Annotated in this window: 14 protein-coding genes; 11 read left to right on the forward strand and 3 right to left on the reverse strand. The window is 62.5% G+C overall.

Annotated elements, in window-relative coordinates; translation table 11 throughout:
* Window positions 1–263 precede the first annotated feature (263 nt).
* Window positions 264–728, forward strand: coding sequence for a bacterioferritin (gene bfr / locus Q8O69_RS12175; protein WP_305592458.1), 465 nt, complete (start codon window positions 264–266; stop codon window positions 726–728).
* A 57-nt stretch (window positions 729–785) separates the two neighbouring features.
* Here bfr and uvrA read toward each other — a convergent pair whose 3' ends face one another.
* The gene (gene uvrA / locus Q8O69_RS12180; protein ID WP_305592460.1) at window positions 786–3,620 is read right to left on the reverse strand and encodes an excinuclease ABC subunit UvrA; all 2,835 of its coding nucleotides are present in this window, start codon (window positions 3,618–3,620) and stop codon (window positions 786–788) included.
* Between the two features lie 135 nt (window positions 3,621–3,755).
* Here uvrA and Q8O69_RS12185 point away from each other — a divergent pair, with 135 nt between their 5' ends.
* From Q8O69_RS12185 to Q8O69_RS12200, 4 genes are read left to right on the forward strand one after another with little or no spacing between them, the layout of a single operon-like run.
* Window positions 3,756–5,144: an MFS transporter gene (locus Q8O69_RS12185; protein WP_305592462.1), complete on the forward strand. Its 1,389-nt coding sequence runs from the start codon at window positions 3,756–3,758 to the stop codon at window positions 5,142–5,144.
* A gap of 17 nt (window positions 5,145–5,161) precedes the next feature.
* A complete protein-coding gene (locus Q8O69_RS12190; protein WP_275962031.1) occupies window positions 5,162–5,656 on the forward strand; it encodes a single-stranded DNA-binding protein in 495 nt (164 codons plus the stop codon).
* A gap of 22 nt (window positions 5,657–5,678) precedes the next feature.
* On the forward strand, window positions 5,679–6,563 hold the full coding sequence (locus Q8O69_RS12195) for a sugar nucleotide-binding protein (RefSeq protein ID WP_305592464.1): 885 nt from the start codon (window positions 5,679–5,681) through the stop codon (window positions 6,561–6,563).
* Window positions 6,556–7,491, forward strand: coding sequence for an NAD-dependent epimerase/dehydratase family protein (locus Q8O69_RS12200; protein WP_305592466.1), 936 nt, complete (start codon window positions 6,556–6,558; stop codon window positions 7,489–7,491). The genes Q8O69_RS12195 and Q8O69_RS12200 overlap by 8 nt, the downstream gene beginning before the upstream one ends.
* A gap of 58 nt (window positions 7,492–7,549) precedes the next feature.
* On the opposite strand, the gene Q8O69_RS12205 is transcribed toward Q8O69_RS12200, so the two are convergent.
* Entirely contained in the window at window positions 7,550–8,236 is a 687-nt protein-coding gene (locus tag Q8O69_RS12205; RefSeq protein ID WP_305592468.1) for an OmpW family protein, read from the reverse strand.
* Between the two features lie 266 nt (window positions 8,237–8,502).
* Between Q8O69_RS12205 and Q8O69_RS12210 the strand changes: the two genes are divergently transcribed.
* From Q8O69_RS12210 to Q8O69_RS12235, 6 genes are read left to right on the forward strand one after another with little or no spacing between them, the layout of a single operon-like run.
* A complete protein-coding gene (locus Q8O69_RS12210) occupies window positions 8,503–9,273 on the forward strand; it encodes a DUF3450 domain-containing protein (protein ID WP_305592470.1) in 771 nt (256 codons plus the stop codon).
* Window positions 9,270–10,616, forward strand: a complete 1,347-nt coding sequence (locus tag Q8O69_RS12215; protein ID WP_305592472.1) for a MotA/TolQ/ExbB proton channel family protein — start codon at window positions 9,270–9,272, stop codon at window positions 10,614–10,616. The genes Q8O69_RS12210 and Q8O69_RS12215 overlap by 4 nt, the downstream gene beginning before the upstream one ends.
* Window positions 10,609–11,157, forward strand: coding sequence for a MotA/TolQ/ExbB proton channel family protein (locus Q8O69_RS12220; protein WP_257777825.1), 549 nt, complete (start codon window positions 10,609–10,611; stop codon window positions 11,155–11,157). Before Q8O69_RS12215 ends, Q8O69_RS12220 begins: the two co-directional genes overlap by 8 nt.
* Before the next feature lie 10 nt (window positions 11,158–11,167).
* A complete protein-coding gene (locus Q8O69_RS12225; RefSeq protein ID WP_275962026.1) occupies window positions 11,168–11,578 on the forward strand; it encodes a biopolymer transporter ExbD in 411 nt (136 codons plus the stop codon).
* Complete coding sequence (locus Q8O69_RS12230; protein ID WP_305592474.1) at window positions 11,578–12,261, forward strand: energy transducer TonB; 684 nt, start codon at window positions 11,578–11,580, stop codon at window positions 12,259–12,261. Before Q8O69_RS12225 ends, Q8O69_RS12230 begins: the two co-directional genes overlap by 1 nt.
* A 1-nt stretch (window position 12,262) precedes the next feature.
* A complete protein-coding gene (locus tag Q8O69_RS12235; RefSeq protein ID WP_305592476.1) occupies window positions 12,263–13,360 on the forward strand; it encodes a tetratricopeptide repeat protein in 1,098 nt (365 codons plus the stop codon).
* Between the two features lie 80 nt (window positions 13,361–13,440).
* On the opposite strand, the gene Q8O69_RS12240 is transcribed toward Q8O69_RS12235, so the two are convergent.
* A complete protein-coding gene (locus Q8O69_RS12240; RefSeq protein ID WP_275962023.1) occupies window positions 13,441–13,962 on the reverse strand; it encodes a DUF3299 domain-containing protein in 522 nt (173 codons plus the stop codon).
* Between the last annotated feature and the right edge of the window lie 6 nt (window positions 13,963–13,968).

Consider the following 13,968-nt stretch of genomic DNA (forward strand, 5'->3'; position numbering starts at 1 on the left):
GTGCAGATTTCTGTTTGCCGCTGAGTTGGCTCACTTGAGCCAGCCAGCGCTGAAAGGCTTGAGTATCCATGACGGACAGACCTCACGAGCGGATGCCTGCCTTAAAGCTTAGTCCTTGCAACACGCTATTGGGACATAGCCTTTTTTATGGCTACGATCTAGCGTGCTTTGCTCTCACACTATCGGCGTATGCATCGCGCTTGACCCATAGGCCGCTTGCGGCCAGCATTGATCCTTGTTTGTCGCATGTTAAGGAAATACCCATGAAAGGCCATATAGAAGTCATCGATTACCTGAAGGTGCTGCTCAAGGGCGAGCTGGTGGCCCGTGATCAGTACTTCGTGCATTCGCGACTGTATGAGGATTGGGGTTTCAGCAAGCTGTTCGAGCGAATCAACCATGAAATGGAAGAGGAGACTCAGCATGCTGATGCCATCCTCAAGCGCATTCTGTTTCTTGAGGGCTCGCCGGATATGGTTCCTGACAGCTTCCGCTTCGGCCAGAGCGTGCCAGAGATGCTCAAGCTTGACCTCGCATTGGAATATCAGGTGCGCGCGGCGCTGAGCAAAGGCATCGCCCTGTGCGAGCAACATCAGGATTACCAGACTCGCGATATCCTGCTGGTACAACTCAAGGACACCGAGGAAGATCACGCGTACTGGCTGGAAGTTCAGCTTGGTTTGATTGGCCGCATAGGCCTGGAAAATTACCTGCAGACGCAGATGTAAGTATTCCGCAGCCAAGAAAAAGCCCCGCATGTACGGGGCTTTTTCTTGTGCGCGGTCTTAGTCGCGATCACGTTCCAGCAGCGGTTTGAGGAAGTAGCCGGTGTGCGATTGCGGCATCTCGGCGACTTCTTCGGGCGTGCCGACGGCGATGATCTGGCCACCCTTGGAGCCACCTTCCGGGCCGAGATCCACCAGCCAGTCGGCGGTCTTGATCACGTCCAGGTTGTGCTCAATCACCACCACGGTGTTGCCGTGGTCGCGCAGGCGGTGCAGCACGTCGAGCAACTGCTGGATATCGGCGAAGTGCAGGCCGGTGGTCGGCTCATCGAGGATATACAGGGTCTTGCCGGTGTCGCGCTTGCTCAGCTCGCGGGAGAGCTTCACCCGTTGCGCCTCGCCGCCGGACAGCGTCGTCGCGCTCTGCCCCAGCTTGATATAGGATAGGCCGACATCCATCAGCGTCTGTAGCTTGCGCGCCAGGGCTGGTACGGCATCGAAGAACCCCCGCGCTTCCTCGATGGTCATGTCGAGCACTTCGGTGATGCTCTTGCCCTTGTATTTCACTTCCAGGGTTTCGCGGTTGTAGCGCTTGCTCTTGCACACGTCGCAAGGCACGTAGATGTCCGGCAGAAAGTGCATTTCCACCTTGATCAGGCCGTCGCCCTGGCAGGCTTCACAACGCCCACCCTTGACGTTGAAGCTGAAGCGCCCTGGCCCGTAACCGCGTGAGCGCGACTCCGGCACGCCGGCGAACAGCTCGCGGATCGGGGTAAACAGCCCGGTGTAGGTCGCGGGGTTGGAGCGTGGTGTACGGCCAATCGGGCTCTGGTCGATATCCACCACCTTGTCCAGGTGCTGCAGGCCATCGATGCTGTCGTGGGCGGCGGCCTCCAGGGTGGTGGCGCCATTCAGCGCGGTGGCGCTGAGCGGGAACAGGGTGTTGTTGATCAGCGTCGACTTGCCCGAGCCGGACACGCCGGTGACGCAGGTGAGCAGGCCAATCGGAATCTCCAGGTCGACATTGCGCAGGTTGTTGCCGCGCGCGCCCTTGATCTTCAGCGAGAGCTTCTTGTCGCGTGGCGTGCGCTTGGCCGGTACTTTGATCTTCACGCGCCCGGAGAGGTATTTGCCGGTCAGCGAGTCCGGGTGGGCCATAACTTCGGCAGCCGTGCCCTGAGCCACGATCTGCCCGCCGTGCACGCCGGCGCCTGGGCCGATATCGACCACGTAGTCGGCCATGCGGATGGCGTCTTCGTCGTGCTCGACCACGATCACCGTGTTACCGATATCACGCAGGTGGCGCAGGGTGCCGAGCAGGCGCTCGTTGTCGCGTTGATGCAGGCCGATGCTCGGTTCGTCGAGGATATACATGACGCCGACCAGGCCTGCGCCGATCTGGCTGGCCAGACGAATACGCTGCGCCTCACCGCCGGACAGAGTGTCGGCGCTGCGGTCGAGGGTCAGGTAGTCGAGGCCGACGTTGACCAGAAACTGCAGGCGCTCGCGGATTTCCTTGAGGATCTTCTCGGCGATTTCGCCACGGCGGCCGGGTAGCGCCAGGCTGCCGAAATACTCGGTGGCGTCACCAATCGGCATACCGCTGACTGCTGGCAGGGTTTTCTCGCCAACCCATACGTGCCGAGCCTCACGGCGCAGGCGGGTACCACGGCAATCCTGGCAGGCCTGGGTGCTGAGGAACTTGGCCAGCTCCTCGCGCACGCTGGTGGATTCGGTCTCGCGGTAGCGCCGCTCCAGGTTCGGCACGATGCCTTCGAAAGGGTGCGAGCGCTTGACGATGTCGCCACGGTCGTTGAGGTACTTGAAGTCGACGTTCTGCGTGCCGCTGCCGAACAGGATGCACTTATGGTGTTCGGCGCTGAGCTCATCGAATGGCACTTCCAGGCTGAAGCCGTAATGCGCGGCGAGTGAGCCGAGCATCTGGAAGTAATAGACGTTGCGCCGGTCCCAGCCGCGAATCGCGCCCTCGGCCAGGGTCAGCTCGCCATTGACCAGGCGCTTGGTGTCGAAGAACTGCTTCACACCGAGACCGTCGCAGGTCGGGCAGGCGCCGGCCGGGTTGTTGAAGGAGAACAACTTGGGCTCCAGCTCGCTGATCGAGTGGCCGCACACCGGACAGGCGAAGCGTGCGGAGAAGATGATCTCTTCACCTTCCTCTCCCTCCATTGGCGCGATCAGGGCCAGGCCGTCGGCCAGCTTCAGTGCGGTCTCGAACGACTCGGCCAGGCGCTGCTGCAGATCGCCGCGTGCCTTGAAACGATCCACCACGGCATCGATGCTGTGCTTCTTCTGCTTGTCGAGCTTGGGCAGTTCGTCCAGTTCGTAAATCTTGCCGTTGACCCGTACGCGGACAAAACCCTGGGCGCGCAGCTCGTCAAAGATCGCCAGATGCTCGCCCTTGCGTTCACGAATCACCGGGGCCAGCAGCATCAACTTGCTGCCTTCGGGCAGGGCCAGTACCTGGTCGACCATCTGGCTGACGGTCTGTGCTTCCAGTGGCAGGTCGTGGTCCGGGCAGCGTGGAATACCGGCGCGGGCGTAGAGCAGGCGCAGGTAGTCGTAGATCTCGGTGATGGTGCCGACGGTGGAGCGCGGGTTGTGCGAGGTCGATTTCTGCTCGATGGAGATCGCCGGCGACAGGCCTTCGATGGTGTCGACATCGGGCTTTTCCATCATCGACAGAAACTGCCGGGCATAGGCCGACAGCGACTCGACATAGCGGCGCTGGCCCTCGGCGTAAAGGGTGTCGAAGGCCAGTGACGACTTGCCGGAGCCGGACAGGCCGGTGATCACGATCAGCTTGTCGCGTGGCAGGGTCAGGTCGATGTTTTTCAGGTTATGGGTGCGAGCACCCCGAATCAGAATCTTGTCCACAAACAACGGCCTCGCATGGCGGGCGGAAAACCACCGAGTATACGGGCCCGAAGGCGGGCGCGGCAAAGCGTCACTGCTGTGCCGCGCTCATTCAGTGCTGCTAGAATCGCCGCCTATTTCGACAGGGCATTTTCCATGCATGATCCGCACAGCGAGCGCATGAGCGGCAGTGAAACCCGCGCGGCCGGTGGCCTGGCGTTGGTGTTCGCGTTCCGCATGCTCGGTATGTTTATGGTGCTGCCGGTACTGGCGACCTATGGCATGGAGTTGCAGGGCAGTACACCGGCGCTGATCGGCCTGGCCATTGGTGCCTACGGGCTGACTCAGGCGTTTCTGCAGATTCCTTTCGGCATGCTCAGTGATCGCATCGGTCGGCGGCCGGTGATCTATGTCGGTCTGCTGATCTTTGCTGCAGGCAGCCTGCTGGCGGCCAATGCCGACTCGATTTATGGGGTGATTGCCGGGCGCATTCTGCAGGGCGCCGGGGCGATTTCCGCCGCAGTGATGGCGCTGCTCTCCGACCTGACCCGCGAGCAGCATCGGACCAAGGCTATGGCGATGATCGGCATGAGCATCGGCCTGTCGTTTGCCGTGGCGATGGTGGTCGGTCCGTTGCTGACCCGTGCCTTTGGCCTGTCTGGTCTGTTTCTCGCCACGGCGGCTATGGCGCTGCTCGGTATCGTGATCGTCGCCGGGCTGGTGCCGGGTTCCGCCGGGCCGTTGCAGCACCGCGAGTCCGGGGTGAACAAGCAGGCGCTGCTGCCGACGCTCAAGCACGCGGATCTACTGCGTCTGGATTTCGGCATTCTGGTGTTGCACGCGATTCTGATGGCCAGCTTTATTGCCTTGCCGTTGGCGCTGGTGGAGCAGGGCGGTCTGGCCAAGGAAGAGCACTGGTGGGTCTACCTCACTGCGCTGCTGGTAGGCTTCTTCGGCATGGTGCCGTTTATCATCTACGGTGAGAAGAAACGCCGGATGAAGCATGTGCTGCTCGGCGCTGTGACGGTGCTGCTGCTGTGTGAGCTGTTTTTCTGGTGGTTCGGCACCAGCCTGCGCGCGTTGGTGCTGGGCACTGTAGTGTTCTTTACCGCATTCAACCTGCTGGAAGCCTCGCTGCCTTCGCTGATCAGCAAGGTCGCCCCGCCAGGCGGCAAAGGCACGGCGATGGGCGTGTATTCGACCAGCCAGTTCCTCGGCGCGGCCCTCGGTGGCATTCTTGGCGGCTGGCTGTATCAGCACTACAGCCTGTCGGGAGTGTTTGCCGGCTGCGCGGTGCTGGCTCTTTTTTGGCTGGCCTTTGCTGTTACTATGCGCGAACCGCCGTATGTCACCAGCCTGCGTCTGCCGCTTTCAGCTGCGGCTTTGCAAGAGGCGGGGCTGGCCGAGCGTTTACAGGCTGTGCCCGGAGTGGCGGATGCCGTAGTGGTGCGCGACGAAGCGGCCATCTATATCAAAGTGGATACCCAACAATTGGACCGCACGTCCCTTGAGCGCCTCATAGAGCCGGCGCCGGTGGCGTGCTGAAAGCCTAGGAGAACGTTATGGCCCGTGGGGTTAACAAAGTCATTCTGGTCGGTACCTGCGGACAGGACCCGGAAACCCGCTACCTGCCGAGCGGCAACGCGGTCACCAACCTGAGCCTGGCGACCAGCGAGCAGTGGACCGACAAACAGACCGGTCAGAAGGTCGAGAAAACCGAGTGGCACCGTGTGTCGCTGTTCGGCAAGGTCGCCGAGATCGCCGGCGAATACCTGCGCAAAGGTTCGCAGGTGTATATCGAGGGCAAGTTGCAGACCCGCGAGTGGGAAAAAGATGGCGTTAAGCGCTACACCACCGAGATCATCGTCGACATGCAGGGCACCATGCAGCTGCTTGGCGGCCGTCCGGACAATGCCGGTGGCGGTGATTCCGCGCCACGTCAGCAGCGCCCTGCGCCGCAGCGCGAGCCACAGCAGTCGGCACCACGCCCGGCGCCGCAACAAGCGCCTCAGCCAGCGGCGGATTTCGACAGTTTTGATGACGATATCCCGTTCTGATCAGCTGAGTTAGCGCTCGATCATGCGTATGCGGCTGATGCTGCTGGGTGGCGGTAATGCGCTGGGGCAGGCCTTGATCCGCCTTGGCGCCGAGGAAGACATTGGCTTTCTCGCACCGAAACCACCTGAGTCGGGCTGGGACCCTGCCAGTCTGACCCAATTGCTCGATGACACCCGTCCCGATGCCCTGATCAACCTTGCTTACTACTTCGACTGGTTCCAGGCCGAAGCGGTAAGCGAGGCGCATTTTGCTGCCCAGGAGCGTTCCGTCGAGCGTCTGGCAGAGCTCTGTCAGCATCATGAAATTCGTCTGCTGCAGCCCTCCAGCTACCGCGTCTTCGATGGCTCGCGGGCGACTGCCTACAGCGAGAAGGAAGAGCCGGTGCCGTTGGGTGTGCGCGGTCAGGCACTGTGGCGCTTCGAACAGCGCGTGCGTTCTATCTGTCCACGGCATGTACTGCTGCGCTTCGGCTGGCTGCTGGATGACAGCGCCAATGGCTTGCTCGGGCGTTTTCTCACCCGAGCCGCGCATGATGAGCCGCTGCTGCTGGCCGATGACCGGCGCGGCAATCCGACCCCGGTCGACGATGCCGCGCGGGTGATTCTCGCCGTGCTCAAGCAGCTGGATTGCCAGACACCGCTGTGGGGCACCTATCACTATGGTGGCCATGAGGCGACCACTTCGCTGGCGCTGGGGCAGGCGGTGCTGAGCGAAGCACGCAATTTCCGCAGCAACCTGGTCGATGAGGTGAGCCCGCAGGCGCACAGCGCGCGTCCGGATGCCGCTGAAGAACCGCAGCATGCGGTGCTGTCCTGCAAGAAAATCCTTCACACTTTTGGCATCAAGCCGCGTGCCTGGCGCTCGGGGTTGCCGAGCCTACTGGATAGTTATTACCGCCATGTCTGATTCGCGCCCTGTTCTGGTTACCGGCGGTGCCGGTTTTATCGGCTCGCACCTGGTCGATGCGCTGTTGGCGCAGGGCCATAGCGTACGGGTGCTGGACAACCTGTCGATGGGCAAGCTGACCAACTTGCCGCTGGATAATCCGCGGTTGCAGTTTATTCAGGGTGATGTGGCCGACTCCGCCGTGGTGATGCAGGCGGTGGCCGGTTGCGCGGCGGTGGCGCACCTGGCCGCAGTAGCCTCGGTGCAGGCTTCGGTGGATGATCCGGTGGCGACTCACCAAAGCAATTTCGTCGGCACCTTGAATGTCTGTGAGGCGATGCGTCTGCATGGCGTCAAGCGTGTGCTGTTCGCCTCCAGTGCGGCGGTGTATGGCAACAATGGCGAAGGCCAGGCGATTGATGAAGACACGACCAAAGCACCGCTGACGCCCTATGCGGCGGACAAGTTGGCCAGCGAGCATTACCTGGATTTCTATCGCCGTCAGCACGGCCTAGAACCGGCGATCTTCCGCTTCTTCAATATCTTCGGGCCGCGCCAGGACCCATCCTCGCCGTACTCCGGGGTGATCAGCATCTTTACCCAGCGCATCCAACAGGGTCTGCCGATCAGTGTGTTCGGCGATGGCGAGCAGACCCGCGATTTCTTCTATATCGAGGATCTAGTCGTGCTGCTGTCTCAGGCGCTGACTGCGCCGCAGGTAGTGGATGGCGCGGTGAATGTGGGGTGGAGCCAGGCGGTCAGCCTGAATCAATTGCTCGCGCAGATTGGTGAGCTGTGTGGCGGCCTGCCTGCGGTCAATTACCAGGCTGCGCGTGCCGGCGATATTCGTCATTCGCGGGCGGACAATCAGCGCTTGCAGGCGCATTATCAGCTGCCGGCGGCGACGCCGATGCGCGAAGGCTTGCGGCGCTTGCTGGCGCAGTCTTGAATTTTCTCTAGACGACAAAAAACCGGCCATTTAGGCCGGTTTTTTTATTGCTGCGTTCTTAGAACTTGTAACCCATGCCAACCATATAAACGAACGGGTCTACGTCCACATCGACTTTGACCTTGTCGCCGAGAATGTGGGTGGTGCCGGTGGTTTCGATGTCGATATAGCGCACCTGAGCGTTGAGCATGATGTTGTCAGTCAGCATGTAGTCCATGCCGACCTGCGCAGCCAGGCCCCAGGAATCTTTCATGTCCAGACCGCTGAAGCCTTTACCTTCGGCTTCGCTGCTCAGTTTGGTGTCGAAGAACCAGGTGTAGTTGATGCCGGCGCCAACATAGGGCTGGAAGGCCGAGCTGGCATCCAGCGGATAATACACCACGCTCAGGGTCGGCGGCAGGTGCTTGAGCTCACCCAGTTTGCCGTTCAGGCCAGCAAAGCCGCCAGGCATGCCTTTGACGCCGACGTTATGGCTGAACGGGGTGGCTGCCAGCAGTTCGATGCCGATGTTGTTGGTCAGCATATACGCGAAGTTCAAGCCCAACTGGGTGTCACTGTCCAGGGTTGCCTTGGTGCCGGCCACGTCGGTGCCGAGGGCGCCAACCCAGATGTCGCTGCTGCTTTCCTGCGGGTCAACGGTGATTGCGCCGGCGCGCACGATGATGTCGCCAGCCTGGTGCGCGTGCGCCAGGGGGGCGGCAATAGCCAGGGCCAGCAGTGAGGCGGTAAACAGTGAAGTACGCATGATGTGCTCCCATAAAGCATCGGTTCGTATTGGCTGGGTACGATGTTAGGGGCGCGGAAAAAGCGGCTGTTGATCCAGCTCAATAAAAGTAGCTGGCTATCTAATTTATGCATGGTTGTGTTTGCGAGTATGCTGCAAGCAATATGTTATATTATTTCCTTTTGTGCGTGTCTAAGTGAATAAGTGTCGCTGCTGGTTGCTCGAAAGGCTGGATGCAGTTGATAATATTTCTCTTTATTGCGCCCCCTCAGTTCAAGGAATATTCCATGATCCCTCTGCCGAAGCGCCTGCTGGCAGTCGCTCTGGTTCTGGCCAGTGCGCCGCTCGCGGCGACCCCTCTGGATGCCGCGCTGGATGAAAGTCAGCAACTGGCCGCCGATGCCAAGGCCTCGCAGGCGCGCATCGAGCAACTCGATGACGCCAGCCGGGAGATGCTCACCGAGTATCGCAATGCCTTGCAGCAGGCCGAGGCCTTGCAAGGTTATAACGCCCAACTGCGCGAGCTGGTGGCGGCGCAGCGCAAGGAGCTGACCGGCTATCAGCAGCAGCTCGATGGCATCGAACGCACCCAGGAGGCGGTAACGCCACAGATGCGCCGCATGGTCGAGGTGCTGGGTGAATTTATCGCTGCAGACTTGCCGTTCCTGCCGGATGAGCGCAGTGATCGCCTGGCTCAGCTGCAGGACTTGCTGCCGCGTGCAGATGTCAGCCTGGCTGAGAAATACCGGCGCATTCTTGAGGCCTACCAGGTAGAGAGCGACTACGGCCGCACCCTGGAAGCCTGGCGCGGTGAGCTGCCGAGTGAAGGTACTTCGCGCAGTGTTGAGTTCCTCCGGCTTGGCCGGGTGATGCTGTATTTCCAAACCCTCGATGGCCATGAAAGCGGCTGGTGGAATCCGCAAACCCGCAGCTGGCAGCTGCTCGACGGCAGCGCTCGCCGGCCGTTGCGCCAAGCCATTGCGATTGCCCGTCAGGAGCAGGCCCCGGCCGTGCTTGACCTGCCCGTGAAGACCCTGGCGCTGGAGGCCAAGCCATGAATCGTCGTGTTCTCGCTTTTACCCTGGCCCTGTTGCCTGCCCTGGCTGGTGCTGCCGAGCCCCTGAGCCCGGATCAACTGCTGCAGCGTATTCGCAGCGAACGCGCGGCTGAAGTCAGCGCCATGCAAAGCCGCGAACAGGCCTTTATTGCCGAACGTGGCGAGCGTGCTCAGCTGCTGGCTAGCGCGCGCAGCGCCCTGGCCACACAGAAGGCTGAAGCCGAACAACTGAAAGCCGAATTCGACCGTCAGGAAAGCCTGCTGGCCGAACAGGAAAAACTCCTTAGCCAGCGCGCCGGTCACCTCGGTGAGTTGTTTGGCGTGGTCCGCCAGAGTGCCGGTGATGTCGCCGGTCAGTGGCAGGACAGCCTGCTCAACGCCCAGTACCCCGAGCGCCTGGCGCGCCTCAAGGCCCTGGCCGAAAGCCGCACGCTGCCCTCGGCCGCCGACCTTGATGGCTACTGGATGCTGCTGCTCGAAGACCTGACCGCCAGCGGCCGGGTTGAGCAACTGCAAGTGCCGGTGGTGGCTGCCGACGGCACGCGTAATGCGCAGGATGTGCTGCGGGTCGGCGCGTTCTCCGCCTACGGCGCCGATGCCTTCCTGCGTTATGACGCCGATGCCGGCGAGCTGCTGGCGCCGCCGCGTCAGCCGTCCGGTTTGGGCAAGGTTGCGGATTATCTCGGCAGCAGCGACGTAGTCGCCAGTCTGCCGGTTGATCCAAGCCGCGGCACTTTGCTGGCGCAGTTGCAGCGCGAACCCAGCTTGTGGGATCGCGTACAGCAAGGCGGGCTGGTCGGCTGGGTGATCCTCCTGCTCGGTGCCTTCGGTCTGCTGCTGGCCGCCTGGCGCATGGTCTACCTGACCCGCGTAGGCCGTGGCGTCAGTGCGCAGATGCATAACCTCAGTGCCCCGCGTGCCGACAACCCGTTGGGGCGGATCATTGGTGTGCTCGGGCCGAAACCGCAGCTGGCGGATCTGGAAACCCTGGAGCTGAAGCTCGACGAGGCGATCCTGCAGGAAACCCCACCGCTGGAAAAAGGCCAGGGCCTGCTCAAGCTGCTCAGCGCTGTGGCACCGCTGCTCGGCCTGCTCGGCACCGTAACCGGCATGATCGTCACCTTCCAGGCGATTACCCAAGGCGGTGGCGGCGATTCGCGGCTGATGGCCGACGGTATCTCGCAAGCGCTGGTGACCACGGTGTTGGGCCTGGTGGTGGCGATTCCGCTGCTGTTCCTGCACACCTTGCTGGCCAGCCGCAGCAAGGGCCTGATTCAGCTGCTGGAGCAGCAGAGCGCCGGGCTGATTGCCCTGCACCTGTCCGGGGCGCCGCGCCGTGACTGATTGGCTGGCGCTATGGTTGCGCCTGGTTGATAGCGGCCATGCCTTGCTCGACTTCATGAGCGCCGGTGGCGTGGTGATGTGGGCGTTGGCCGGGCTGTGCGTGGTGTTCTGGACCCTGGTGTTCGAGCGCTTCTGGTACATGCGCCGGGTGTTCCCGGAGTGGGTGGCCGAGCGCCGTCAGGCCTGGCAGCAGGTGCTGAGCGACGACACCGGTAACTGGCAGCGTGCAGTGCGCAGTGCCTGGTTGGCCCAGGCGCAACAGCACCTGCTCGGCCCGCTGCGTCTGAGCAAGACCCTGGTGGCGATGTATCCGCTGCTGGGCTTGCTTGGCACGGTCAGCGGCATGGTCGCGGTGTTCGACGTCCTGGCTATCAACGGCACCGGTAACCCGCGCGGCATGGCGGCCGGGGTCTGGCAGGCAACTCTGCCGACCATGGCCGGCATGGTATTGGCAATTAGTGGATTGTTCAGCCTGGCGCGCCTCGAACGCGATGCACGCCGGGCCCTAGAGCGGCTGGCTGACCAGCTGCGTCACGACTGAGACTCGACACATGAGAATGCGCCGTCACCACCAGCAAGACGAAGACACCGGCATCGACCTGACGCCGATGCTCGACGTGGTCTTTATCATGCTGATCTTCTTTATCGTCACCAGCTCCTTTATCAAGGAAGCCGGCGTCGAAGTGCAGCGGCCCCAGGCGGAAACCGCCAGCCCGCAGGACAAAGGCAATATCCTTATCGCCATCACCGCCGACGGGCAGGTGTGGATGGATAAGAAAGTCGTCGATGTACGCAGCGTGCGCGCCCACGTCGAGCGCATGCGCGTCGACCAGCCGGACGGTGCCGTGGTGGTGCAGGCCGATCAGGACGCCCGCACCGGCCTGGTGGTACAGGTGATGGATCAGGCGCGCATGGCTGGTGTGCAGGACGTTGCCCTGGCCGCTACGGCGGGAGCGCGCTGATGCGTTTGCCACTGTCCTTTGTCGCGGCCTGCGCGATGGCGCTGGCGCTGTTCGGCCTGATGCTCTACATGGTCGCGCCGCCCAGCAGCAAGCCAAGTGAGGAGCCGCTGACGGTGGCCAATTTCGTCCGTCTCGACGGCGATTCCAACGACACCGCGACGCGCACCCGCCAGCAGGCACCGCAGCCGCCGCAAGCACAAACGCCGCAAACCCCGACACCGCCAACGCCGATGGCGGCTACGCCGAGCGCCAACCTGCCGGCCCTGGATCTGCCGGTGCCGAGCCTGAGCACGGGGATTGCCGTGAACAGCGCGCCGACACCAAGCCTGACGGGTCTGGCGGCGGGTGCCTCGGCGCCTAGCGCACCAGCCCCGAGCGATGCCGGTGGTCAGCCGGGCGGTCCGGAAAGTGAAGTGATGCCGCTCAACGATGTCAGCCCGGATTACCCGCGCTACGCCTTGCAGCGCGGCATCGAAGGCCACGTGAAACTGGCGTTCACTATCAACCGCGCAGGTGCCGTAGAAAACGTGCGGGTTATCGAAGCCAGCCCGCAGAACGTGTTTGAACGCGAAGCGCGCCGCGCCGCCGTGCGCTGGCGATTTGCGCCGCGCACCGAAGGCGGTCTGGCGGTGGCCCGTGAAGCGGTGAAAACCCTGTACTTCCGTCTGGAAGGAGCTCGCTGATATGTATCGTCTACTGTTGCTGATCGCGCTGTGTGGCGCTGGTGCCGCGCAGGCGGCTGGGCAGAGTGTTGATCCGGGCGTGTTTCGCGCGCTGGATACGGCGCAGACCGCACAGAAGAAGGGCGACTACGCGGCCGCGCGCCGCGCTCTGGATGCTGCCAAGGGCACGCCGGGTAGCCTGGAAGAGGCATTGCTGTGGCGCAGCCGCGGTTATCTGGCCTGGGCCGAAGGGCAGAATGCCCAGGCTATCGAGCTGCTGGAAAAGGTACTGAAAAGCGGCAAGCTGGACGCCGAGCTGCAGGCCGCTGAAGAGCTGAACCTGGCCCGCCTGAACCTGGTCGAGCGCCGCTACGCCCAGGTGGTGACTCTGCTGGCCTCGGGGCAAGCCAACGCCAATGAAGAGGTGCTGCAGATGCTGGTGCAGGCCTATCAGGGTCTTGGTCAACCGGCCAAGGCGCTGCCGTTGGCCGAGCGTTATGTGCAGGCTAATCCGCAGGCCGCCGATAGCTGGTTGCAGTTTCTCGTCGCAATGAATGCCGACCTGAAGAAATACGCTGCCGCCGAACGCTGGCAGCGCCAGTTGCTTGCGCGCCAGCCGAACAATGCCCAGGGTTGGCGTCAGCTGGCGGCATTGCAGCAGTTGAGCGGCAGCCATGACAAGTCGTTGGCGACCTTGCGCGCGGCGTATCAGAAGGGCCTGCGCTTCAGCGAAAGCGAGTTGGATAACCTGGTGCTATTGGCGGGTGCCGCCGATCAACCCTGGCAAGGGGCCAAGCTGCTTGCCGGGATGCTCGACCAGGGCCTGTTGCCACGCACCAGTGCCCGTGAAGAGCGGCTGGGGCTGCTCTGGTGGCAGGCGCGTGAGCGCAGCAAGTCGGCGCAGATTTTCCGCGAACTGGCGCAGCGCTCGGGCAGTGCCAAACACTGGCTGCACCTGGCCCAGCTGGAGCTGGAGCAGGCGCGTTGGCAAGCCGGGCTCGACGCCCTGGCCAAGGCCGAACGGGCTGGTGCCGAGCGCAGCAAAGTGCGCGCCTGGCGCCAGTGGGCGGAGAGTGAGCTGAGTTATCAGCGTGACAAGCGGATCGCCAGCGCCGGCTAATCGACTGTCGGCTGGTTACGTCCAATAAAAAAGCCAGACCTTAGGTCTGGCTTTTTTCTGCCTGGTTGCTGCGCTGTGTCTTAGCTATCCGGCAGCTCATAGGCGTAAATCTTTTCCGCCTCCATCTGATAACCGGCTTCGGCCAGTTCGCTGCTGGTCTGCTCGACTTTGAGCGGGCCCTCGATCCAGAACGGCTGATACAGCGCATCGAGCAGCACACCCAGCTCGCTGGTAACGTGGACGATCTGATTCGACGGCGGTGGCGGCACATGGATGCACGCGCCGAAGTACGGCACCAATAGAAACTCGGTCACCCGGCCTTCATCGGTAACATCCAGTGGCACGATATAGCCCGGCAGTTTTACCGATTGGCCATCCAGTGCCTGCACCACCGGCGCTGCGGGCGATTGCTGCATGGCCGCTGGCCCGGATTCGGCGAGGGCGTCGGCCAGTTGCGAGAGGTCGTGGATCGGCGCCGGTTCAACAACCTGTGGTGGTGCGTCGGCCGGGACCATTTCCGACCAGGTCAGCTCGCGCACCTCGGCAGCCGCCAGCGGCAGGGCCAGGGTGAACAGCAGGGTGGCGAGCAGAGAGCGGTGCATGCAAAA

It is taken from the genome of Pseudomonas sp. (genome assembly GCF_030690725.1).
GTDB lineage: Bacteria > Pseudomonadota > Gammaproteobacteria > Pseudomonadales > Pseudomonadaceae > Aquipseudomonas.

What these genes read in the sequence shown, in the direction of transcription:
- bfr (WP_305592458.1), top strand. Translation starts at nt 264, where the DNA reads ATGAAAGGCCATATAGAAGTCATCGATTACCTGAAGGTGCTGCTCAAG.
- Q8O69_RS12185 (WP_305592462.1), top strand. Translation starts at nt 3,756, where the DNA reads ATGCATGATCCGCACAGCGAGCGCATGAGCGGCAGTGAAACCCGCGCG.
- Q8O69_RS12190 (WP_275962031.1), top strand. Translation starts at nt 5,162, where the DNA reads ATGGCCCGTGGGGTTAACAAAGTCATTCTGGTCGGTACCTGCGGACAG.
- Q8O69_RS12195 (WP_305592464.1), top strand. Translation starts at nt 5,679, where the DNA reads ATGCGTATGCGGCTGATGCTGCTGGGTGGCGGTAATGCGCTGGGGCAG.
- Q8O69_RS12200 (WP_305592466.1), top strand. Translation starts at nt 6,556, where the DNA reads ATGTCTGATTCGCGCCCTGTTCTGGTTACCGGCGGTGCCGGTTTTATC.
- Q8O69_RS12205 (WP_305592468.1), bottom strand. Translation starts at nt 8,236, where the DNA reads ATGCGTACTTCACTGTTTACCGCCTCACTGCTGGCCCTGGCTATTGCC.
- Q8O69_RS12210 (WP_305592470.1), top strand. Translation starts at nt 8,503, where the DNA reads ATGATCCCTCTGCCGAAGCGCCTGCTGGCAGTCGCTCTGGTTCTGGCC.
- Q8O69_RS12215 (WP_305592472.1), top strand. Translation starts at nt 9,270, where the DNA reads ATGAATCGTCGTGTTCTCGCTTTTACCCTGGCCCTGTTGCCTGCCCTG.
- Q8O69_RS12225 (WP_275962026.1), top strand. Translation starts at nt 11,168, where the DNA reads ATGAGAATGCGCCGTCACCACCAGCAAGACGAAGACACCGGCATCGAC.
- Q8O69_RS12230 (WP_305592474.1), top strand. Translation starts at nt 11,578, where the DNA reads ATGCGTTTGCCACTGTCCTTTGTCGCGGCCTGCGCGATGGCGCTGGCG.
- Q8O69_RS12235 (WP_305592476.1), top strand. Translation starts at nt 12,263, where the DNA reads ATGTATCGTCTACTGTTGCTGATCGCGCTGTGTGGCGCTGGTGCCGCG.
- Q8O69_RS12240 (WP_275962023.1), bottom strand. Translation starts at nt 13,962, where the DNA reads ATGCACCGCTCTCTGCTCGCCACCCTGCTGTTCACCCTGGCCCTGCCG.